Raw genomic sequence first — 21,265 nt, 5'->3', positions numbered from 1 at the left:
CTACCAACTCGACCACCTCGGCACACCCCAGGAACTCACCACCCCCGAGGGCGATATCGCCTGGTCCGCCCACTACCGCGCCTACGGCGAAATCGCCCGCCTCGACGTAGGCAAACTCGACAACCCACTGCGCTTCCAGGGCCAATACTTCGACGAAGAAAGCGGCCTGCACTACAACCGCCATCGCTACTACAATCCCGATATTGGTCGTTACCTCACACCAGACCCCGTAAAGTTGGCGGGGGGGATCAACTCCTACCAGTACGCTCCAAACCCTACAGGATGGGTAGATCCGTTAGGCTTAAACACCTGCCCCGGGGGAGACGGTTGTAAGCCAGAGGTAGCTGCTAATGAACCGGCCAAAACTGTAAAAGCTGATGAAGGAGATGCTGTATTACCCAAAACAGGAGGAGCTGAGCGATCAGCTAAATACTCAGCGAATTGGAAAACAGCTAACCTGAATGAAAACATTGTCAAATTTGCCGGCACCGATCCAACTGTAACCACAACAGACAAAGGCAAAAAAATATATAAGAACCCTCTCAATGGAGTTGAAGTTGTAGAGGACATCAATGGAAACTACTTTAGAATCTACGACCCATCATTGCCGGGATCGAGACGATACTTAAGCCTTGAAGGCGTCGTGCCCAACAACAAGACATCTCCTTCAGGAAAGCAAATGGGCAGAACACAAAGTGAATACAATGAAGCAACCCATTTCAATAAGGAACTAAAACAATGAAGATGATTTGTGTCCCACTTACGCTAGAGGCCATGAGGTTATTGGACATAAATGATTGCCCGGACTCTCTGCTTGAAACCATTCACCTCACCGATGAAGATTATAAAAAACTACTGATCTCTGGCGCAGTGGAAACTATAAATAACACCCTGGGAAAAATAATTGACGACTACGAAGATGAGAGTATCAATACCAACGAGGACCTCATCAAGGCGCTAGCGATATTTAAAGACCACCTGACGCCTGAAAACTCATCAGTAATGAAAAAATTGATCCACCTGAACACAATCGCAATCAAGAACCACACAGGGCTATTTTTCTTCTTTTAGCTTGATACATGTACTTGGTAAATGGTCATTTTCTACCATTTCTCCATAGCGCAACTAAAACATTGAGTTTGATGAGCTAATCACTCACTAATCCAGCTTCTTTCGAAGTGAGATCAACTAACATTTTTCTTTATCCAACGAATATCTGAGCAGAACGTCACCTACGGGCTTGGTATAGAGACACACTCATTCGACTTTGATGTCGGGACGCATCATGGATGACTGCTCCTGAAAAATCGGAGAGTACAGCATCCGTCATTAGATTTCGGCCTAGAAGGTGGACTTTATGGCGTGCTCACGAAAACACCCACCACCAGCCTAGACCCTGAGCCAAATCCGAAGCACAATCGGCTCACCAAATGAGCCGAATAACCCCTTTATTCGGCTCACGCACCCCAGGCATTCAACCATGGCTCATCCGCACTGGATCTGGCAACACGCCGACTGGCCGCACTTCCACTGGCAACCCGGTCGCCTCGCGCCGTTGCTGCGCGATTGCGGACAAGCCCAGGGCAAGTTGCTGGGCATGCTCGGCTCCGTCAGCCAGCCAGTCAGCGCACAGAATGAACTGGATGCGCTGCTGCAAAATATCCTGACGTCCTCGGCGATTGAGGGTGAACAGTTGAATGTCGGCTCGGTGCGCTCGTCCCTGGCAAGGCGGATGGGCCTGGAAGCTATGGAAGACGGTCAGGTAAGCCGCCGCAGCGAAGGCCTCGCCGAGTTGATGATGGATGCCACTCAACAATTCACCCAGCCGTTTACCCTCGCCCGCCTATTGAAATGGCATCACTTATTGTTCCCGGTCCCGGAAGCGAGCTATACCGCTCGAGCGCTCAATATTGGATCCTTGAGGGGAGATGAGCCAATGCAAGTCGTGTCGGGCCGGCTTGATCGGCCGACCGTGCATTTCGAGGCCCCGCCACGTCTGGGACTGGAGCAGGCACTGGCGGATTTTCTGGAGTGGTTCGAAACCAGCCGCGATCAGCCGGAACTGGACCCGCTGGTACGCGCCGGCGTCGCGCACTTCTGGTTTGTCACACTGCATCCCTTCGATGACGGCAATGGTCGCCTGACACGCGCTATCACCGATTTGGCACTGGCCCAGGGTGAACACCAGGCCATCCGTTTCTATGCCATGTCAGCCAGCATCCTCGAAGACCGCACCGGCTACTACAACGCACTGGAATCCAGCCAGAAGGCCTCACTGGATATCACTGACTGGCTGGAGTGGTTCCTTAAAACCCTGTTACGCAGCGTGCAGCAGGCAATGGCGCGGATTGACCGAGTGCTGGGAAAGAGTCGGTTCTGGCAGCAACACCGCGACCTCCCTTTGTCTGCTGAACAAATCAAGGTCCTCAATCGACTGCTCGACGGTGGTGAGAAGGGCTTCGAACACGGCATCAGCGCGGCGCAGTACCAGGCGGTCGCAAAGGTCTCCAAGGCGACAGCGACGCGACACCTGGCTGACCTGCTGGAAAAAAACTGCTTGGTTCGTCTGCCCGGAGGCGGCCGCAGCACGCGTTATCAGGTCAATACAGCAGGCAAGTGACACCCCGCTCATTTGCCCAGAATCCCCATGTCTGCTAGTGTCGCGCCGGTTTACCGTCTACCGGAATAGCCGCCATGGCCCGCAAAAAAGTTGCACTCGATTTCGAACAATCCCTCGCTGACCTGCAAACCCTGGTCGAGCGTCTGGAGAACGGCGAGTTGTCGCTGGAGGACTCGCTGACAGCGTTTGAGCAAGGCATCGGCCTGACCCGCGACTGTCAGAGCGCGTTGGCGCAGGCGGAGCAGAAGGTGCAGGTGTTGCTGGAGCGTGACGGGGAGTTGGCCGAAGAACCTTTCGACGCGGAACAGCCGGAATGATCGACGCGTATCAGGCCAGTAGCCAAGCCCGGGTGAATGCGGCGCTGGACCCCTTGTTCGTAGCGCCAAGCCCGGAAATGAATCGCCTCTATGAAGCCATGCGTTACAGCGTGATGAATGGCGGCAAGCGCGTGCGCCCATTGCTGGCGTACGCAGCCTGTGAAGCGCTGGGCGCGTCGGCCGAGCAGGCCAATGGCGCCGCGTGCGCGGTGGAGTTGATTCACGCGTATTCCCTGGTACATGACGATTTGCCGGCCATGGACGACGACGATCTGCGTCGCGGCCAGCCCACCACTCATAAAGCCTTCGATGAAGCCTATGCCATCCTGGCCGGTGATGGCCTGCAAAGCCTGGCGTTCAGCGCATTGCTGGACCCGCGCCTGAGCAGCGTCAACGCCGAGATCCGCCTGCGCATGGTCACCACACTGGCGCAGGCTGCGGGCCCGGCCGGGATGGTCGGCGGGCAGGCCATCGACATGGGCTCGGTCAGTCTCAAGCTGGATCAAAAAGCACTCGAACACATGCATCGCCATAAGACCGGTGCGCTGATAGAGGCCGCCGTGCAGTTGGGCGCGCTGGCCAGCGGCCGTGCGCAGCCTGCGCAATTGGCAGCCTTGCAAACCTACTCCCAGGCCATCGGCCTGGCTTTCCAGGTGCAGGACGACATTCTCGACGTGGAAAGTGACACCGCCACCCTGGGCAAACGCCAGGGCGCCGATATCGCCCGGGACAAGCCGACCTATCCTGCGCTGCTCGGGCTCGACGCTGCCAAGGCCTACGCCCTGGAACTGCGCGACCAGGCCCTGGCGGCCCTGCGACCTTTCGACGCGGCGGCCGAACCTCTGCGTAACCTGGCGCGGTATATCGTCGAACGCCGCCACTGATAACCACGGCCATTACGGCCGCATATCGGCCAAGTTCGGCGCTCCGCGTGGGCAGTTTGCGATGCTTGAGGTAAACTGCCGCCTCTTTCTATACCTATAACGATTCGCCTGATGCCCACGACGTTTCAAGAGATTCCCCGCAAGCGCCCGTCCACGCCCCTGCTCGACCGTGCTGCCACGCCGGACGGCCTGCGTCGTCTGGGTGAAGCCGAGCTGGAAACCCTGGCCGATGAATTGCGCCTGGAATTGCTCTACACGGTCGGTCAGACCGGTGGGCATTTCGGTGCCGGCCTGGGCGTCATCGAGCTGACCATCGCCCTGCATTACGTGTTCGACACCCCGGACGACCGGCTGGTGTGGGATGTGGGCCATCAGGCGTATCCGCATAAAATCCTCACCGGCCGTCGCGAGCGCATGAGCACGCTGCGCCAGAAGGACGGCGTCGCCGCCTTCCCGCGTCGTTCGGAGAGCGAGTACGACACCTTTGGCGTCGGCCACTCCAGCACGTCCATCAGTGCGGCACTGGGCATGGCGATTGCCGCCCGCCTGCAAAACAGTGATCGCAAAGCGATTGCCGTGATCGGCGATGGTGCACTGACCGCCGGCATGGCGTTCGAAGCGCTGAACCACGCGCCGGAAGTGGACGCCAACATGCTGGTGATCCTAAACGACAACGACATGTCGATCTCGCGCAATGTCGGCGGCTTGTCCAACTACCTGGCCAAGATTCTTTCCAGCCGTACGTATGCCAGCATGCGCGAAGGCAGCAAAAAGGTACTCTCGCGTCTGCCCGGCGCGTGGGAAATTGCCCGGCGCACCGAAGAATACGCCAAGGGCATGCTCGTGCCCGGCACCTTGTTCGAAGAGCTGGGCTGGAACTATATCGGCCCAATCGACGGCCACGACCTGCCGACCCTGATCGCCACGCTGCGCAATATGCGTGACCTCAAGGGCCCGCAGTTCCTGCATATCGTCACCAAAAAAGGCAAAGGCTTCGCCCCGGCGGAAGTCGACCCGATCGGTTATCACGCGATCACCAAGCTCGAACCGCTGGACGCTCCCGCCGCCGCGCCGAAAAAGGCCAGCGGGCCGAAGTATTCCGGGGTGTTCGGCGAGTGGCTGTGCGACATGGCCGCCGCCGACTCGCGCCTGGTGGGCATCACTCCGGCGATGAAGGAAGGCTCGGATCTGGTGGCGTTCAGCGAGCGTTTCCCGCTGCGCTACTTCGACGTGGCGATTGCCGAGCAGCACGCGGTGACGTTCGCCGCCGGCATGGCCTGCGAAGGCGCCAAGCCGGTGGTCGCGATCTACTCCACCTTCCTGCAGCGCGGTTACGACCAACTGGTGCATGACGTCGCGGTGCAGAACCTCGACGTGCTGTTCGCCATCGACCGCGCCGGCCTGGTGGGCGAAGACGGCCCGACCCACGCCGGCAGTTTCGATTTGTCCTACCTGCGCTGCATCCCAGGCATGCTGGTGATGACCCCGAGCGACGAAAACGAATTGCGCAAGATGCTCAGCACCGGCCATCTGTACAACGGCCCGGCTGCGGTGCGTTACCCACGCGGCAACGGCCCGAACGCCGTGATCGAAAAAGACCTGGAGCCCATCGAGATCGGCAAGGGCATCGTGCGTCGTCAGGGCAGCCAGGTGGCGTTCCTGGTATTCGGCGTGCAATTGGCCGAAGCCTTGAAAGTCGCCGAGAAGCTCGACGCCACGGTGGTCGACATGCGCTTCGCCAAACCTCTGGATGAAGCGCTGGTGCGCGAGATCGCCGGCAGTCACGAGTTGTTGGTCACGGTGGAAGAAAACGCCATCATGGGCGGCGCCGGTGCAGCGGTCAGCGAGTACCTGGCGCGGGAGAATATCCTCAAGTCGGTGCTTCACCTGGGCTTGCCGGATGTATATGTCGAGCATGCCAAGCCGGCGCAGATGCTGGCCGAATGCGGGCTGGATGAGGCCGGGATTGAAGCCTCTGTGCGCAACCGCATGGCGCTGCTGGGCCTGTAGAAACCGGGACCAAAGGAGTGTGGGAGGGGGCAAGCCCCCTCCCATATTTGATTTGTGCCCTTCTCAACGCCATGGACAGCCCATGAAACACCTGTACTTTGCCTTGCTGCTCCTGCCCTCCCCGCAATTGCTCGCCGACACCCGCGACGATGCGCTGAAACTCCCCGATATCGTCATCAGCACCAACCGCCAGGTCCAGGCGCGCAATGACAGCAGCGCCGCCAACACGGTGTTCACCCGCGACGATATCGACCGCCTGCAACCGACCAGCCTTACCGACCTGCTCAACCGCGTGCCTGGCGTGCAAGTGGCGCCCACCGGCGGGCGCGGCAGTTTGCCGGGGATCTACCTGCGCGGCACCAAGTCCGCCCAAAGCCTGGTGCTGGTGGACGGCCAGCGCATCGCCAATACCACCTCCGGCGATAGCGGCCTGCAATACCTCAGTGTCGATCAGATCGAGCGCGTGGAAGTGCTGCGCGGCTCACGCTCGGTGATCTACGGCAGCGATGCAATTGGCGGGGTAATTCAAGTCTTCACCCGACGCAACGCCGAGCAAGGCTTGCAGCCACGTCTGACCTTGGGCTTTGGCAGTCTTCAGACCTGGCAACGCAGCCTCGGTCTGTCAGGCGGGGATGAACACACGCGGTTCAACCTGGGCGCAAGCCTGGATGAAACCGCCGGCATCAACTCGACCCACGCATCCTTTCCCACTGACGGCGACCACGATGCTTACCGTAACCAGTCCCTCAGTCTTAACCTCAGCCATTCATTCAGCGAGGCGCTTGAGGCGGGTTTCAACCTGCTCGATAGCCGTGGCAAGTCGGAGTACGACAACAGTTTCGGCCGCTACGACGCCGCCAGCGGCCAGACGCTGGGGCAAAAGCCCTACACCGATTACACCGTCAGCAGTGCCAGCGGTTACCTCGATGCCACGTTCAACCCGCGCTGGCAGTCACGCCTGGAACTGGGCCACAGCGAGAACCGCGACACCAAGCGTGACACCCTCAGCGACGACTTCAGCGTGTTCAACACCTACCGCGACTCGGTCAACTGGCAGAACGACCTGACCCTGGACGAACACAACAGCCTGATCCTCGGCGGTGACTGGTATGAAGACCGCTTCCACGGCTCCACCGCGTTCAGTGAAAACAGCCGCTGGAACCGCGCGGCCTTTGTGCAGCATCGCTTTCACAGTGAGTGGTTTTCCACGGAACTGGGCCTGCGCCGTGACCAGAATCAGCAGTTCGGCGCGCAGAACAGTTGGAGCGGCACGCTGACCTTGCCGATCAACCCCGACAATGATGTATTGCTGAGCTACAGCGAAGGCTTTCGCGCCCCCACCTTCAACGACCTGTATTACCCCGACACGCGGTACAGCAACCCCGACCTGCAACCCGAAACCTCCAAGAGCTACGAACTGCAGTGGCGCAGCCAGCTCAGTGACAGCACACGCCTGGAGGCCTCGCTGTACCGCACGGACTTGAGCGACGCAATCATCCTCGACAGCACGGGCAAGCCGCAGAATGTGGCGTCGGCGCGTATCAACGGCATGGAAGCGGCACTCAAGCAGGACCTGTTCGGCTGGCAGGGCAATCTGGGGTTGTCGATTATCGACCCGCGCGACCGTAGCACAGGCCACACCCTGGCCCGTCGCGCACGGCGTACGTTGAGCCTGGACCTGGACCGGCAATTCGATCAACTCGGCCTCGGCGCCAGTTGGCAGGCAATCAGCGGCAGCTATGACGATGCCGACAATGCACAACGCCTGGGCGGTTATGCGTTGCTAGGGCTGCGCAGCCGGTGGGCGATCAATCGGGAAGTGACGCTGTCGCTGAAGGTCGACAACCTACTGGACAAGTCCTACGCGCGGGCGCGTTACAGCTATGACGATCCGATGTTTATCAACAATCAGGATTACCGCGAAGAAGGTCGGGTATGGCTGTTCGGTGTGACCTGGACTCCGGAAATCTGAGGCTCCAGTCACAGGTCCGGCGCAATTACCTGGCACAACCGCCCCACCGCCTCCAGCATCTGCCCGCTGGGCCGCTCCAGGCCTTTATCGGGCACCTGCCGTACGCGATCGGCCATGGTTGGCCAGGCTTTCCAGGCGTCCATTTGCGCTTGATCGCTGACCAGAATCAGCTCGGGATTGCGCTGCAACACCGACTCGATACTGACTTGCGGCGCCGGCAGTTTGAGGTCGTCGAACACATTGCGTGCGCCGCAGACCGTCAACGCGTCGCTGATGATCTGCCCACCGCCCACGGTGTACAGCGGCGAGTTCCACACCTGGTAAAACACTCGAAAAGGTTCGGCACGTCGGTAGCGCTGACGCAGTTCGGCCAGGCGCTGGCGCAACCGCTCGGCCAATTGCCGGCCGGCGTCGGCACGCCCAAGCCGCTCGGCGATGGCCTGAACCTGGGTGGTGAGTTGTTCGAGATTGTGGGGTTCGGCGACGTACACCGGGATATTCAACCGCTGCAACTGCGCGCGCTGGGCCGGGCCGACGCTGCCGGGCCACAGTAGGATCAGGTCTGGCTTGAGGCTGAGCAGGCGTTCCATGTCCAACTGCCCGTAACGCCCCACGGACGGCACCTGCGCCAATGCCGCCGGGCGCTCGCCACCGTCGAGCAGGCCCACCAGCAGGTCGGCGGCACCCAGTTCCATCACGATTTCCGACAGCGACGGCGCCAGGCTGACCACCCGCTCGGCCGCCAGGGCCTGGGCACTCAGCGCCAACACCAGCAGCGCCAGCCAGCGGCGCATCATCCCAACTGACGCGGGATGCGGTAGAGGTAAAACAGCACCATCGTCGACAGCGCCAATAGAAACAACGGCACCGCCTCCAGGCCGACGAACACCGCCAGCGCACCGATCCACGCGGGCAGCGCGGCCACCAGCAGCGCCGTACGGCGACGGGCCGCCAAGGTGATCCAGGCGCCGGGTTCTTCGGCGGTGTCGAGGGCTTTGGAGGTGGCGATCAACGCGTGTTTATAGCCGTTGAAGTAGCGCAGGCTGAGGAACATCGAGGCCACACCCGCGATAAAGAACGGCATGGCCAACACCGGCAGCAAGGATTCAGCCTGGCCAAACACCAGGTTGATCACAAACAAGGGCAACAGCGCCAGGGCCAGATACTGCCACCAGTTGACGGACAGCCGACGCTTGACCTGGCCCCGAGTCACGCGCGGTCTACCTCACCTTGATGCTCGTTGCCCATCATGTGGTCGAGCTTGCTGGCCTTGGTCGCCAGGTAGAGCTTGTTGTGCGGGTTTTGCCCCGTGTGCAGCGGCACGCGCTCGGCCACGGTGATGCCCATGTCGGTCAAGGCCTTGACCTTGCGCGGATTGTTGGTCATCAGGCGCAGGGATTTGACCCCCAGGTGCTCAAGCATCGGCAGGCAGATCGCGTAGTCACGCTGATCGGCCGCGAAACCCAGACGTTCGTTGGCTTCCACAGTATCGGCGCCGCCATCCTGCAATTCGTAGGCGCGGATTTTGTTCAGCAGGCCTATGCCACGGCCTTCCTGACGCAAATACAGCAACACGCCACGACCTTCCCGGGCGATGGCCTGCAGCGCGGCTTCGAGCTGCGAGCCGCAGTCACAGCGCTGGCTGAACAACGCATCGCCGGTCAGGCACTCAGAGTGCAGACGGCCGAGCACGGGCTCGCCATCGGCGATGTCGCCCAGGCTGAGCACAACGTGCTCGCGCCCGGTGGCTTCTTCAAGAAAGCCGCTCATGGTGAACGTGGCAAAAGGGGTAGGCAGCTTGGAAGCGGCGACGAAAACGACGGGCACCGTGTGCTCCTGATTTCAGATTTCACAGAGGCGGCATTGTAACAGCAGGTTCTGACAGACGCTTAAGCTGAATGATCGCTGATAAAGATCAATCGGTTCGATTGGCCTTCAACTCGGTTCTATGCAGGTCAGAACGGATAGGGCTGTTTCCAGTGCTGGAAAATCGGTTTGAGTTCGCCACTTTTCACCAGCGAGTCCATACGCCGATCAAATACGGCGCGCAGGCCGCGTCCGTGCTCGTTGTCGGCAAAGCCCACGTAGAGGGGCAGTTGAGTCAGGTGGGTCAACCGAAAGATCGACGGGTCTTGCGCCTGATTGAGGACTTCCTGTGCTTCGGTAAAGGCATCGATGTAGAAGTCGGCTCGTCCGTGTTGCAGCATCGGCAAAATACCGTCGCGCCGACGTATCTGGTTAAAACGTCGTACATTCGGCAAGTACGCTTCGTATTTGTAGCCATGCACCCAGGCCAGGCGATACTCCCCCAGCGTGGCCAGGCTCGGCGCCTTGGAAGTGGCCAGGCCGAGGGCGTAAATGGGGTCGGAATCGTAGTGCCAGCGGGGATACAGCACATCCTTGACTTCGTCACGGTACGAACCGACCCAGCCATCCACCTCGCCGCGCTGGGCCAGGCCAACCGCTCGGGTGTAGGGCTCGGTGCGGGTTTGAACAGTGAATCCCGCCGGCTCGAAAACCTTGCGCATCACGTCCCAGGCAAGGCCGCTGCCGTCGGCATTGGTGTAGCCGTCCCACGCCTCACTGGCCAGCGTAACCTTGGCAGGTGACACGGGAGTCTCCTGCGCCTGCAAAAGCGTCGCGGCGAAGCACAGCAGTGTCAGCAACCAGCGGCGTACACCCATGGGGGCGACCTCCTACAGAGCCTTGCATCAGGAATTACGCTATTGAGGGTAGCCCAGGCCGCCGCTTCAGGGTGCATCGCGAAAATGTTGGTAGCCGCGCACGGCGGGTGTGATGTCCTGGCCATTGGCGTCAAGCAGGGTCACTCCCTGGCCTGCCTCGACCCGGCCGATCACATGAATTGGCCAGCCGTCGCCCAGCAACGGCGCCAACTGCGCGGGCGGCAGGGTAAAGGCCAGCACATAGTCGTCGCCACCGCTCAGAGCGGCCACCCGCGCCTGCTCGTCACCCACGAACGCCAAAAGAGCTTTGGACAATGGCAGCGCCTGCCGCTCAATGACCAGGCTGACAGCCGAGGCTTTGGCGATATGCCCACAATCGGCCAATAGCCCATCGGAAATATCCATCGCCGCCGTGGCCTTGCCGCGCAGCGCCAATCCCAGTGCCAGTTGCGGTTGCGGCGACCAGTAATGGGCCAATAACGGCTCGGCGACCGCCGCCTCGGCGCTGCGCTGGCCCAGCACCAGTGGCAAGGCGCCGGCGGCGTTGCCCAGTTCGCCGCCAACGCACAGCCAATCACCTGGCTGCGCGCCGCTACGGGTCAGAGCCTGCCCCGCCGGGACACGGCCGAACACGGTCATGGTCAGGCTCAGCGGCCCGCGCGTGGTATCGCCCCCCACCAGGCCCACGCCGCAGCGTTGCGCCATGGCGTTCAACCCCTGGGCATAGCGTTGCAGCCAACCGGCATCGACGCTCGGCGTGGTGAGTGCAAGGGTAAATGCGAGGGGGTGGGCGCCCATGGCGGCCAGATCGCTCACCGCCACGGCCAACGAGCGCTGGCCGAGCAGGAACGGATCGCAGGGGTCGGCAAAATGCACGCCGGCCACCAGAGTATCGGTGGAGATTGCCAGTTGCTCCCCAGGGGGCAGCGCCAGCAAGGCGCAGTCGTCGCCGATCCCCAGGGCAATGCCTTCGCCGCCCTGCGCACAAGGCGCGGCGGCGAAGTATGTGCGGATCAGCTCAAACTCACCCATCGAGAACTCAAGCGCGGATCAGCGCTTGTGTTCCTTGACTTCGGCTTCGCGCAGGCGCGGGGCCAGCTTATCGAGCACGCCGTTGACGAACTTGTGGCCGTCGGTCGAACCGTAGACTTTCGCCAGCTCGATGCCTTCGTTGATCACCACGCGGTACGGTACGTCGACGCGCTTGAGCAGTTCCCAGGTGGACAGGCGCATTACGCACAGTTCTACCGGGTCCAGTTCCTCGATGGTCAGGTCCAGGCAAGGTGCCAGGGCCGTGTCGATCTCGGTCAAGCTGGCGTGAACGCCGTGCAGGATGTCGTGGAAATAGCTTTGATCGGCGAAGGTAAAGTCGTTATCGACGCGAAACTGCGCTTCGATTTCGTTCAGCGAAGCACCTGCCAGATGACGCTGATACAGCGCCTGGGTCGCAAGTTGACGCGCCTTGCGACGCTTCTCGCTCTTGGACGGCTTGCCGGCATCCGCAGGGCGTGGGTCCTGAGGGTTGAACTGATCGCTCTCGTCGGAAATCACTTGGCCTCCAACTGCGACAGCAGGCTGACCATTTCCAGGGCGGACAGGGCAGCTTCGGCACCTTTGTTACCGGCCTTGGTGCCGGAACGCTCGATGGCTTGTTCGATGGAATCCACGGTCAGCACGCCGAACGCAACCGGCACGCCGAACTCCATGGACACCTGGGCCAGGCCCTTGGTGCATTCGCCGGCCACGTATTCGAAGTGCGGCGTGCCGCCCCGAATGACCGCGCCCAGGGCAATGATTGCAGCGTATTCGGCCTGTTGGGCCACTTTTTGCGCAACCAGCGGAATTTCGAAGGCGCCAGGGGCGCGGATGATCGTGATATCGCTCTCGCTCACACCGTGGCGAACCAGGGCGTCCACGGCACCGCTTACCAGGCTTTCAACCACGAAGCTGTTGAAGCGGCCAACCACCAGGGCATAGCGGCCTTTGGGGGCGATGAAGGTACCTTCGATGGTCTTCAGGGTCATTCGACAAATCTCTTAAAGAGCCGGGACGCGAAAAGTGCGTCCCTCAGTGATGATTTAACCGCGAACAAGGGGCAGAAATCGCCGGCCTTTATTCGGAGGGCACGTATTCTACAACTTCCAGATCGAAACCGGATATCGCATTAAATTTCATCGGTGCGCTCATCAGGCGCATTTTGCGCACACCGAGGTCACGCAGGATCTGCGAACCGGCACCGACAATGCTGTAGGTGGTGGGGGTTTTCACCTGGGTCTGCTCGGCGGTTTCACGGATATGCGCGAGCAAAACGTCGCCATCCACCGGGTTGCCCAACAACAGCACCACGCCGCTGCCAGCCTCGGAAACCGCGGCCATGGCGGCGCGCAGGCTCCAGCGGCCGGGTTGCTTGACCATCAGCAGGTCGCGCAGCGGGTCCATGTTATGCACGCGGACCAGCGTCGGTTCATCGGCGCAAATATTGCCCAGTGTCAGGGCCATGTGCACGTCGCCTTCCACCGAATCACGGTAGGTCACCAGGTTGAATTGGCCCAGTTCGCTGTCCAATGGCTGCTCGGCAATCCGCTGAACGGTACGTTCGTGGATCATGCGGTAGTGAATCAGGTCGGCGATGGTGCCGATCTTGATGCCGTGTTCGGCGGCGAACGCTTCGAGTTCGGCGCGACGGGCCATGGTGCCGTCATCGTTCATCACTTCGCAGATCACGCCGCTGGGTTCGAAACCGGCCATGCGCGCCAGGTCGCAGGCGGCTTCGGTGTGGCCGGCACGGGCCAGGGTACCGCCGGGCTGGGCCATCAACGGGAAGATATGGCCGGGGCTGACGATGTCTTCAGCCTTGGCATCCTTGGCGGCGGCGGCCTGCACGGTGCGAGCGCGGTCGGCGGCGGAGATGCCGGTGGTCACGCCGGTGGTGGCTTCAATCGATACGGTGAACTTGGTACCGAAACCCGAGCCGTTACGCGGCGCCATCAATGGCAGCTTGAGCAGTTCGCAGCGCTCGCGGCTCATGGGCATGCAGATCAGGCCGCGGGCGTGCTTGGCCATGAAGTTGATGTGCTCGGCCTTGCAGGCTTCGGCGGCCATGATGATGTCGCCTTCGTTCTCGCGGTCTTCGTCATCCATCAGGATGACCATCTTGCCTTGGCGGATGTCTTCAACCAGTTCTTCGATGCTATTGAGCGCCACGTGGCACCCCCTTGGTCAGGATTTCAGGTAGCCATTAGCGGCCAGAAAACTTTCGGTGATGTTCCCGGCAGTCGGCTCTGCGGCCTTATCGCCCAGCAACAGGCGCTCCAGGTAACGGGCAAGCAAGTCCACTTCCAGATTCACCCGGCGACCCGGCTGGTACGAGGCCATGATGGTTTCGCTCAGGGTGTGCGGGATGATGGTCAATTCGAATTCGGCGCCGTTGACGGCGTTCACGGTCAGGCTGGTGCCGTCGACGGTGATCGAGCCTTTGTGGGCGATGTACTTGGCCAAGTCTTTTGGCGCGCGGATGCGGAATTCCACCGCCCGCGCGTTTTCGCTGCGCGACACCACTTCGCCAACGCCGTCGACGTGGCCGCTGACCAGGTGACCGCCCAGGCGGGTGGTCGGGGTCAGGGCTTTTTCCAGGTTGACCGGGCTGCCGGCCTTGAGATCGTTCATCGCCGTGCAGTCCAGGGTTTCGCGGCTGACGTCGGCGGCAAAGCCATTGCCCGGCAGTTCGATGACGGTCAGGCACACGCCGTTGACGGCGATGCTGTCGCCCAGTTTGACGTCGCCCAGGTCGAGCTTGCCGGTTTCAACCAGCAGGCGTACGTCGCCGCCCTTGGGGGTCATGGCGCGAATGCTGCCGATGGATTCGATAATGCCGGTGAACATGGCCTTCTCCTGGAAAACGGGGCCGCGCGGTGCGCAGGCCGGAAATTATACGCTGGCTGATGGCACAGGGATGGCGGTGACTCGCCAGTCGTCGCCTACAGCGCGCATGTCAGTGATCTTGAGTTGGGGAGCGTCGGCCAGTTTCTCAAGCGGCCAGTCCAGCAAAGGGCGGGCGGCGGAGCCGAGGAACTTGCCGGCGACGAATATCACGTATTCGTCCACCAGGCCCTGCTGCGCAAACGCGCCGGCCAGACTTGGCCCTGCCTCCACCAACACTTCGTTGACGCCCCGCGCGGCCAGCGCCACCAGCGCCGAACGCAGGTCGACCTGGCCGTCGACGCCCGGTACTACCAGGCATTCAGGGCCACGGGGAAACTGGTTTTCCGGGGTCACGCAGGTGATGACCAGTGCCGGGCCGGCCTTGAAGAACGGCGCATTGAGCGGCACCCGCAGGCGGCCGTCGATCAACACGCGCAACGGCGGGCGCGACATGGCCAAGGCGGTCGTGGCTTCATCGAGGCCCAGTTCGGCGGCACGCACGGTCAGCCGCGCGCCGTCGGCCAGCACCGTGTCGGCACCGGTCAAGACCACACTGGCCTCGGCACGCAGGCGCTGCACAGCGGCACGGGCGGCGGGGCCGGTGATCCACTGGCTTTCGCCGCTGGCCATCGCGGTGCGACCGTCCAGGCTCATCGCCAACTTGACCCGCACAAAAGGCAGACCGTGTTCCATACGTTTGAGAAAGCCCGGGTTCAGCGCTCGCGCCTGGCTCTCCAGCACGCCGCTGCGCACTTCGATCCCAGCCTGGGCCAGACGCTGCATGCCGCGCCCGGCGACTTCCGGATTGGGGTCCTGCATCCCGGCCACCACCCGTGCCACGCCAGCACTCACCAGCGCATCGGCGCATGGCGGCGTGCGGCCATGGTGGCTGCAAGGTTCGAGGGTCACGTACACCGTGGCGCCGCGCGCTTTATCGCCGGCGGCGCGCAGGGCATTGGGCTCGGCGTGGGGCTCGCCGGTGCGCTCATGCCAGCCTTCGCCGACAATCTGCCCATCGCGCACGATCACGCAGCCGACCCGAGGGTTGGGATGGGTGGTGTACACGCCCTTGCGCGCAAGCTCCAGGGCACGGGCCATGTAGTGGGCGTCGAGCACGGCCTGTTCGGCGCAAGGCGGGTTCATTGTTTAGCCGGCTCGCGGGCCAGGCGATCGATCTCTTCGCGGAACTCGTTGAGGTCCTGGAAGCGTCGGTACACCGAGGCGAAACGGATATAGGCAACTTCGTCGAGCTTTTGCAGCTCGCCCATCACCAGCTCGCCCACGACCAGGCTCTTGACCTCGCGCTCGCCGGTGGCACGCAACTTGTGCTTGATATGCGCCAGGGCCGCTTCCAGCCGCTCGACGCTCACCGGGCGTTTTTCCAGGGCGCGCTGCATACCGGCGCGCAGTTTTTCTTCGTCGAAGGGTTGGCGGCTGCCGTCGGACTTGATCAGCCGTGGCAACACCAGTTCGGCGGTTTCGAAGGTGGTGAAACGTTCACCGCAGCCAGAGGCCAGGCATTCGCGCCGGCGACGTACTTGATCGCCCTCGGCGACCAGTCGCGAGTCGATGACCTTGGTGTCGTTGGCACCGCAGAAGGGACAGTGCATGGTGGCAGGCAACAAAAAATGGGAGGGCCATGGTAGCGCATCCCCGTGGCAAGACAAGCCATAGCCTTTACGGTATATAGGCTGACAATTATGTTTCTTCTCTTTTAAGCCACGGATTTTGTCCCTTCTGGAGCCGTACATGCAGTTACGACCTGTTGTTTTACTCGCGTTGTTCAGTGTTCTGGTCGCCTGCAGCAGCGAAGCCCCCAAGCCGAGCGCGCCCCAACCGACGCCCGCGCAGGAGAAAAAAGTCCCAGGGGTCGAAGACCTCGGCCCCCTGCCGGCCTACCAGCGTGAAATCAACGGCAGCCTGACCAACGTGCCCGCCGGCGCCGAGGTCGAGATGGCATTGCTGGTGATCGACGATCGCGCGCGCCCGCAACAATTACTGGCCAGCAGTGTGCTGACCGGCAACGGCAAACCCCTGGCCTTCCGCCTGCGATTCAACCCTGAAGCGTTCCCGGCCGGTGCGCGGGTCGAGTTGCGCGGTCGCGCCAGCCAATCCGGTCAGTTGATCCTGCACCTGCCCGCCGTGCGCATTACCCAGGCGATCACCCAGACCACCGGCCCCCTGCAACTCGTCAAAGCACCATGACGCCACCGCTGCACCTGCAGCGCGCCCTGAGTGCGCTGATCGGCGACGCGCACCTGGTGCCCTGCGCGCTGCCGGATACCGACCTGTCGTTATGGCTGCTGGACGCGGACAATATGGACCGCGCCTTCAGCCAGGAAGAAACCCGGCGCATCCTGCATGAACCGCCCTACTGGAGTTTTTGCTGGGCCAGCGGCCTGGCGCTGGCCCGCTATCTGGCGGCGCACCCTGATTGGGTTGCGGGCAAGCGCGTGCTGGACTTCGGCGCAGGCTCCGGGGTGGCTGGCATCGCCGCCGTCAAAGCCGGCGCCCTGGAAGTGGTGGCCTGCGACCTCGACCCGCTGGCGCTGGCATCTTGTCGGGCAAATGCCGAACTCAACGGCGTGGAACTGGCTTATTCCGCCGATTTTTTCGCCGAAGCCGACCGCTTCGACCTGATCCTGGTGGCCGACGTGCTCTACGACCGCGCCAACCTGCCACTGCTGGATCACTTCCTCAGCCGTGGACGCGAAGCACTGGTGGCCGACTCGCGCGTGCGGGACTTCCAACACCCCGCCTATCGACGCCTGGACATACTGGATGCCCTGACCCTGCCGGACCTGGCCGAGCCTTGGGAGTTTCGCAAGGTGAGCCTGTACCATTCGAAGCGTTAAACCCGCACGTTACAGATTTTCAGCAATAGATTGGTTAAGACAGCAAAAGCGGGTGCATGGAAAATGCCCTCCTTCGCAAGCTGCCTGGACCATCGATCTGCATGCTTTTCCAAACAGTTTCAATCATTGCTGAGCGCTCAACGCCCTTGCAAAAAATCGGGCGGCTACCTAACCTTTGCAGCAATACACCCGCCATGCCTCTGGTTGCCTTAGCAACCAAGCACAAATTGTGCGGGTTTTTTTTGCCCGGTATTTTTTGAGCATGAGGACATTCAGTAAACCCGCCATTGACGTTCGCGCCCAGCTAGAGCTGCTCAAGCACCGCGGGTTGAATGTTCAGGATGAGGTTCACGCAGAGTCTTTTTTGCAATCGGTCAGCTTCTTTAGGCTCAGCCCCTATATGCGACCGTTTCAGCAACCGGAGGATATCGATCATCGCTTTCGTGATGGCAGCCGGTTTCGTCAGTTAACGCGTCTCTACGACTTTGATCGACGGCTTCGCTTACTGACCATGGATGCCATCGAGAGAGTCGAAATCGCATCTCGTGCAGTCATCAGCAACCATATGGGGCCCGCCCATGGCAGTCATTGGTATATAGACCCACGAATGTTCCATCAGATGTTCGATCATCAGCGGCTGCTTACGACGCTGTCCTTCAAACAATCCACAGCCATGCGTGATTTTCAGCGCGAATGCGAGCGCATCGATAGATCCCGTGCGGACGACAGGAGAAAAGGCCTACTTAAACGCCAAAGAGCTAAAGAAAGCTACGCCCGCCACTACCCCGCCACCTACGCCCACCCACCTCTTATGCCTGGCTGGGCGATGTTGGAGGAACTGACACTGGGCGATTTATCCCATTTATATAAAGGCTTGGCGAAAGACGCGGACAAAAAGGCGATTGCCAGGCGTCTGGGAATTGCGGCTCCCCTGATGCAGTCTTGGCTGCACACCCTGACCACCATTCGAAACATATGCGCCCATCATTCACGGCTGTGGAACCGAGAATTAGGCATTCGTCCCGAACTGCCAAAGAAAGCCAACTTTTTATGGCCCAAACATCTCTTTCAGCCCGGGCCGCACACCCGCATTTTTGCAGCGCTCTGCATTTTGAATCATCTGACACATCGAGTGAGCCCCGACAGCCACTGGGATCAACGCTTGCATCAACTGATTTGCGAATTTCCCGACGTTAGCCTTAAAGCGATGGGCTTCCCTCTCAATTGGTATCAGGACCCTTTTTGGCATGCGCTTGAAAACTGAGCAGCCTGCTGCTTCCGGTAGCTTTCGCCAGCCCTTATAGTTGCCCCCATTCCCGCTTTCTTCGAGACGCCCCATGAGTGAGCCCACCCCGTATATCTTCGACGCCACCACTGCCACCTTCGACCAGGCGGTAATCGAAAACTCATTCCACAAACCTGTACTCGTGGATTTCTGGGCTGAGTGGTGCGCGCCGTGCAAGGCGTTGATGCCGATGCTGGCGCAGATTGCCGAGAGTTATCAGGGCGAGTTGCTGTTGGCCAAGGTCGATTGCGATGCCGAGCAGGATATCGTCGCGCGCTTTGGTATCCGCAGCCTGCCGACCGTTGTGCTGTTCAAGGACGGTCAACCGGTGGACGGGTTTGCCGGGGCGCAGCCGGAATCGGCGGTGCGTGCGATGCTGGAGCCCCATGTGCAGATGCCACCGCCGGCCGCGGCGGACCCGTTGGAGCAAGCCCAGGCGTTGTTTGCCGAAGGGCGTATCAGCGATGCCGAAGCCGTACTGGTAGCGCTGCTGGGCGAGGACAACACCAACGCCGGTGCGCTGATCCTCTACGCGCGCTGCCTGGCCGAACGCGGTGAGTTGGGCGAAGCCCAGACCGTGCTGGATGCGGTAAAAAGCGACGATCACAAAGCCGCCCTCGCCGGCGCCAAAGCGCAGATCACCTTTTTGCGCCAGGCCGCCGACCTGCCGGACGCCGCCGAGCTGAAAAGCCGTCTGGCCCAGAACCCGCAGGATGATGAAGCGGCGTATCAACTGACGATCCAGCAATTGGCCCGCCAGCAATACGAGGCGGCGCTGGAAGGTCTACTCAAATTGTTCATCCGCAACCGCAGCTACAACGAAGGCTTGCCGCACAAGACCCTGCTGCAAGTGTTCGAACTGCTGGGCAACGATCACCCGCTGGTGACGGCGTACCGCCGCAAGCTGTTTGCCGCGCTGTACTAATCGCCGACCCAACGGTACAGCGGCGTATCCCCGCCGCTGGCCACTTTGACCTTGGCGCTGTGGCGCAGGCGCACCAGCAGACGCTTGCCCGCCGCCGCGTCGCCGGCCAGCCCTTCCAACTGATCAAGCAGTTCCAGTCCGCTGAGTTGGCCCGCATTGCGCAATAGGTCCTGGGCGCTCTGCCATAGGTCATCGTTGGGCTTCGCCGCGGCTGCTGGCGCAGCGCCGGCTGGGGCCCCTGGCGCGGTCTGAAATTGCGCCCCCAGGCGGGCCCAATCGCCGTCGTCCATCTCTACCGTCAAGTCCACCGGCAGGTCGCCGATGGTTCCACGAATTCGCAACATCGTCCCTACTCCCGCAGTTTTCCGACCGGCATGCTCCCATGTGGCTTGCACAACGCCAAGCGGGCGGTCAAACTCTCGCCACTATTGTTATAAGATCACATAACAAAACTTTCATCTCTGGGAGCTTTTCCATGCGCCGTCTGTTGCTTGCCTTGCCGTTTGCCCTGCTGCCACTGGCCGTTGCTCAGGCTCATGAGGACCATGACCACGAACACGGTAGCCTCGGCGCCCACGAACACGGCGTCGCTCGCCTCAACGCGGTGCTCGACGGCCAGGCCCTGGAACTTGAGCTGGACAGCCCGGCGATGAATCTGGTGGGGTTCGAGCACATGGCCAGCAGCGCCGCCGATAAAGCCAAAGTCGCCGCCGCGCGCAAGCAACTGGAAAACCCTGTTGCCCTCTTCAACCTGCCCACGGCCGCCGGTTGCAAGGTCAGCTCCCAGGAACTCAACAGCCCGCTGTTCGGTGACAAGCCCGAAGCCGATCACGACGACGATGATGACGCCACCGACGGCAAAGGCGCAGCCGCCCATGAACATCATCACGACCACAGCGAGATCCACGCTCACTATCAATTCACCTGCGCCACACCAAGCGCCCTGAGCAATCTGGACCTGACCCAAGTGTTCAAGACCTTTCCCGCCACCCAGAAAATCCAGGTACAACTGATCGGCCCGAGCGGCCAGCAAGGCGTTGATGCGACGGCCACCGCAGCCACTTTGAAGTTCTGAGTGCCCATGACCCACCCATTGATCGAACTGTCCGAGCTGGGCTTTAGCTGGCCCGGTCATCCTCAGTTGCTGGATATCCCCGCCTTTCGTCTGGAGCGCGGGGAAACCCTGTTTCTCAAAGGCCCCAGCGGCAGCGGTAAAACCACGTTGCTGGGCTTACTGGGCGGCGTGCAGAAGCCCGACCGAGGCAGCATCCGCCTGCTCGGCCAGGAACTCACCGCGTTGTCGGCGGGTGCCCGGGATCGTTTCCGTGTTGATCACACTGGCTATATCTTCCAGCAGTTCAACCTGTTGCCGTTCCTGTCGGTGCGCGAGAACGTCGAGCTGCCTTGCCACTTTTCCAAGCTGCGCGCGCAACGCGCGGTCCAGCGTCACGGCAGCGTCGACCAGGCAGCCGCTACTCTGCTCGCGCACTTGGGGTTGAAAGACAAGGATCTGCTGGAGCGCCGCGCCGACTCGCTGTCCATCGGCCAGCAACAACGGGTGGCGGCCGCCCGTGCGCTGATCGGCCAACCGGAACTGGTGATCGCCGACGAACCCACCTCGGCCCTGGACTACGACGCTCGCGAAGCCTTTATCCAGCTGCTGTTCGCCGAGTGCCGCGACGCCGGTGCCAGCCTGTTGTTCGTCAGCCATGACCAGAGCCTGGCGCCGCTGTTCGACCGTCATTTGTCGCTGGCCGAACTCAATCGCGCCGCCACGCCTGCAGAGGTTTGA

General features: G+C 61.4%; 25 protein-coding genes. 13 read left to right on the top strand and 12 right to left on the bottom strand.

The window, feature by feature from the left end:
* The 7 genes from FIV35_RS27615 to FIV35_RS27585 all read left to right on the top strand — a co-directional run.
* Positions 1-742 (top strand): RHS repeat-associated core domain-containing protein (locus FIV35_RS27615; protein WP_211363918.1); only part of this gene is annotated, 742 nt, incomplete at its 5' end.
* Positions 739-1,071, top strand: a complete 333-nt coding sequence (locus FIV35_RS27610; RefSeq protein ID WP_034115239.1) for a hypothetical protein — start codon at positions 739-741, stop codon at positions 1,069-1,071. The genes FIV35_RS27615 and FIV35_RS27610, both read left to right, overlap by 4 nt.
* Positions 1,072-1,480: 409 nt before the next feature.
* Positions 1,481-2,620, top strand: a complete 1,140-nt coding sequence (locus tag FIV35_RS27605; protein WP_034139454.1) for a Fic family protein — start codon at positions 1,481-1,483, stop codon at positions 2,618-2,620.
* 74 nt (positions 2,621-2,694) lie between these two features.
* Positions 2,695-2,937: an exodeoxyribonuclease VII small subunit gene (locus tag FIV35_RS27600; protein WP_003176346.1), complete on the top strand. Its 243-nt coding sequence runs from the start codon at positions 2,695-2,697 to the stop codon at positions 2,935-2,937.
* The gene (ispA, locus tag FIV35_RS27595; RefSeq protein ID WP_034139455.1) at positions 2,934-3,821 is read left to right on the top strand and encodes a (2E,6E)-farnesyl diphosphate synthase; all 888 of its coding nucleotides are present in this window, start codon (positions 2,934-2,936) and stop codon (positions 3,819-3,821) included. The genes FIV35_RS27600 and ispA overlap by 4 nt, the downstream gene beginning before the upstream one ends.
* Positions 3,822-3,932: 111 nt before the next feature.
* Positions 3,933-5,831: a 1-deoxy-D-xylulose-5-phosphate synthase gene (dxs, locus tag FIV35_RS27590; protein ID WP_034139456.1), complete on the top strand. Its 1,899-nt coding sequence runs from the start codon at positions 3,933-3,935 to the stop codon at positions 5,829-5,831.
* An 82-nt stretch (positions 5,832-5,913) separates the two neighbouring features.
* Positions 5,914-7,803, top strand: a complete 1,890-nt coding sequence (locus tag FIV35_RS27585; RefSeq protein ID WP_034139457.1) for a TonB-dependent receptor domain-containing protein — start codon at positions 5,914-5,916, stop codon at positions 7,801-7,803.
* Positions 7,804-7,811: 8 nt separating this feature from the next.
* Here FIV35_RS27585 and FIV35_RS27580 read toward each other — a convergent pair whose 3' ends face one another.
* The 11 genes from FIV35_RS27580 to nrdR form a co-directional block, all read right to left on the bottom strand.
* Positions 7,812-8,600, bottom strand: coding sequence for a cobalamin-binding protein (locus FIV35_RS27580; protein WP_034139458.1), 789 nt, complete (start codon positions 8,598-8,600; stop codon positions 7,812-7,814).
* A complete protein-coding gene (locus FIV35_RS27575; RefSeq protein ID WP_034100960.1) occupies positions 8,597-9,016 on the bottom strand; it encodes a hypothetical protein in 420 nt (139 codons plus the stop codon). The genes FIV35_RS27580 and FIV35_RS27575 overlap by 4 nt, the downstream gene beginning before the upstream one ends.
* A complete protein-coding gene (gene ribA, locus FIV35_RS27570; protein ID WP_034100961.1) occupies positions 9,013-9,630 on the bottom strand; it encodes a GTP cyclohydrolase II in 618 nt (205 codons plus the stop codon). The genes FIV35_RS27575 and ribA overlap by 4 nt, the downstream gene beginning before the upstream one ends.
* Before the next feature lie 128 nt (positions 9,631-9,758).
* Complete coding sequence (locus FIV35_RS27565; RefSeq protein WP_034139459.1) at positions 9,759-10,487, bottom strand: substrate-binding periplasmic protein; 729 nt, start codon at positions 10,485-10,487, stop codon at positions 9,759-9,761.
* A gap of 66 nt (positions 10,488-10,553) precedes the next feature.
* Complete coding sequence (thiL, locus tag FIV35_RS27560; protein ID WP_034139460.1) at positions 10,554-11,519, bottom strand: thiamine-phosphate kinase; 966 nt, start codon at positions 11,517-11,519, stop codon at positions 10,554-10,556.
* An 18-nt stretch (positions 11,520-11,537) separates the two neighbouring features.
* Positions 11,538-12,038: a transcription antitermination factor NusB gene (gene nusB / locus FIV35_RS27555; protein WP_034100964.1), complete on the bottom strand. Its 501-nt coding sequence runs from the start codon at positions 12,036-12,038 to the stop codon at positions 11,538-11,540.
* Positions 12,035-12,511, bottom strand: coding sequence for a 6,7-dimethyl-8-ribityllumazine synthase (ribH, locus tag FIV35_RS27550; RefSeq protein WP_034100965.1), 477 nt, complete (start codon positions 12,509-12,511; stop codon positions 12,035-12,037). Before ribH ends, nusB begins: the two co-directional genes overlap by 4 nt.
* An 88-nt stretch (positions 12,512-12,599) precedes the next feature.
* Positions 12,600-13,691, bottom strand: coding sequence for a bifunctional 3,4-dihydroxy-2-butanone-4-phosphate synthase/GTP cyclohydrolase II (gene ribBA, locus FIV35_RS27545; protein ID WP_034100966.1), 1,092 nt, complete (start codon positions 13,689-13,691; stop codon positions 12,600-12,602).
* 15 nt (positions 13,692-13,706) lie between these two features.
* A complete protein-coding gene (locus tag FIV35_RS27540; RefSeq protein WP_034100967.1) occupies positions 13,707-14,369 on the bottom strand; it encodes a riboflavin synthase in 663 nt (220 codons plus the stop codon).
* A 45-nt stretch (positions 14,370-14,414) separates the two neighbouring features.
* On the bottom strand, positions 14,415-15,551 hold the full coding sequence (gene ribD / locus FIV35_RS27535) for a bifunctional diaminohydroxyphosphoribosylaminopyrimidine deaminase/5-amino-6-(5-phosphoribosylamino)uracil reductase RibD (RefSeq protein WP_034139461.1): 1,137 nt from the start codon (positions 15,549-15,551) through the stop codon (positions 14,415-14,417).
* Entirely contained in the window at positions 15,548-16,018 is a 471-nt protein-coding gene (nrdR, locus tag FIV35_RS27530; RefSeq protein WP_034100969.1) for a transcriptional regulator NrdR, read from the bottom strand. Before nrdR ends, ribD begins: the two co-directional genes overlap by 4 nt.
* 139 nt (positions 16,019-16,157) lie before the next feature.
* Between nrdR and FIV35_RS27525 the strand changes: the two genes are divergently transcribed.
* From FIV35_RS27525 to trxA, 4 genes are all read left to right on the top strand, one after another.
* Positions 16,158-16,613, top strand: a complete 456-nt coding sequence (locus FIV35_RS27525) for a YbaY family lipoprotein (RefSeq protein ID WP_034139462.1) — start codon at positions 16,158-16,160, stop codon at positions 16,611-16,613.
* Entirely contained in the window at positions 16,610-17,263 is a 654-nt protein-coding gene (locus tag FIV35_RS27520; protein WP_034139463.1) for a class I SAM-dependent methyltransferase, read from the top strand. Before FIV35_RS27525 ends, FIV35_RS27520 begins: the two co-directional genes overlap by 4 nt.
* Before the next feature lie 175 nt (positions 17,264-17,438).
* Positions 17,439-18,527 (top strand): Abi family protein, encoded by a 1,089-nt coding sequence (locus FIV35_RS27515; RefSeq protein ID WP_231980897.1) that lies wholly within the window; start codon positions 17,439-17,441, stop codon positions 18,525-18,527.
* A gap of 73 nt (positions 18,528-18,600) precedes the next feature.
* Positions 18,601-19,473, top strand: coding sequence for a thioredoxin (gene trxA / locus FIV35_RS27510; RefSeq protein ID WP_034115246.1), 873 nt, complete (start codon positions 18,601-18,603; stop codon positions 19,471-19,473).
* On the opposite strand, the gene FIV35_RS27505 is transcribed toward trxA, so the two are convergent.
* Entirely contained in the window at positions 19,470-19,817 is a 348-nt protein-coding gene (locus FIV35_RS27505; protein WP_034139465.1) for a hypothetical protein, read from the bottom strand. The genes trxA and FIV35_RS27505 overlap by 4 nt on opposite strands.
* Positions 19,818-19,948: 131 nt before the next feature.
* Between FIV35_RS27505 and FIV35_RS27500 the strand changes: the two genes are divergently transcribed.
* Both FIV35_RS27500 and FIV35_RS27495 read left to right on the top strand, forming a co-directional pair.
* Entirely contained in the window at positions 19,949-20,548 is a 600-nt protein-coding gene (locus FIV35_RS27500) for a DUF2796 domain-containing protein (protein WP_034115247.1), read from the top strand.
* Between the two features lie 6 nt (positions 20,549-20,554).
* Entirely contained in the window at positions 20,555-21,265 is a 711-nt protein-coding gene (locus FIV35_RS27495; protein ID WP_034139466.1) for an ABC transporter ATP-binding protein, read from the top strand.

Source organism: Pseudomonas rhodesiae (genome assembly GCF_007858255.1).
Lineage (GTDB): Bacteria > Pseudomonadota > Gammaproteobacteria > Pseudomonadales > Pseudomonadaceae > Aquipseudomonas > Aquipseudomonas rhodesiae.
Note: the sequence above shows the minus strand (reverse complement) of the source record. Positions and strands in the feature narration are given on the sequence as shown.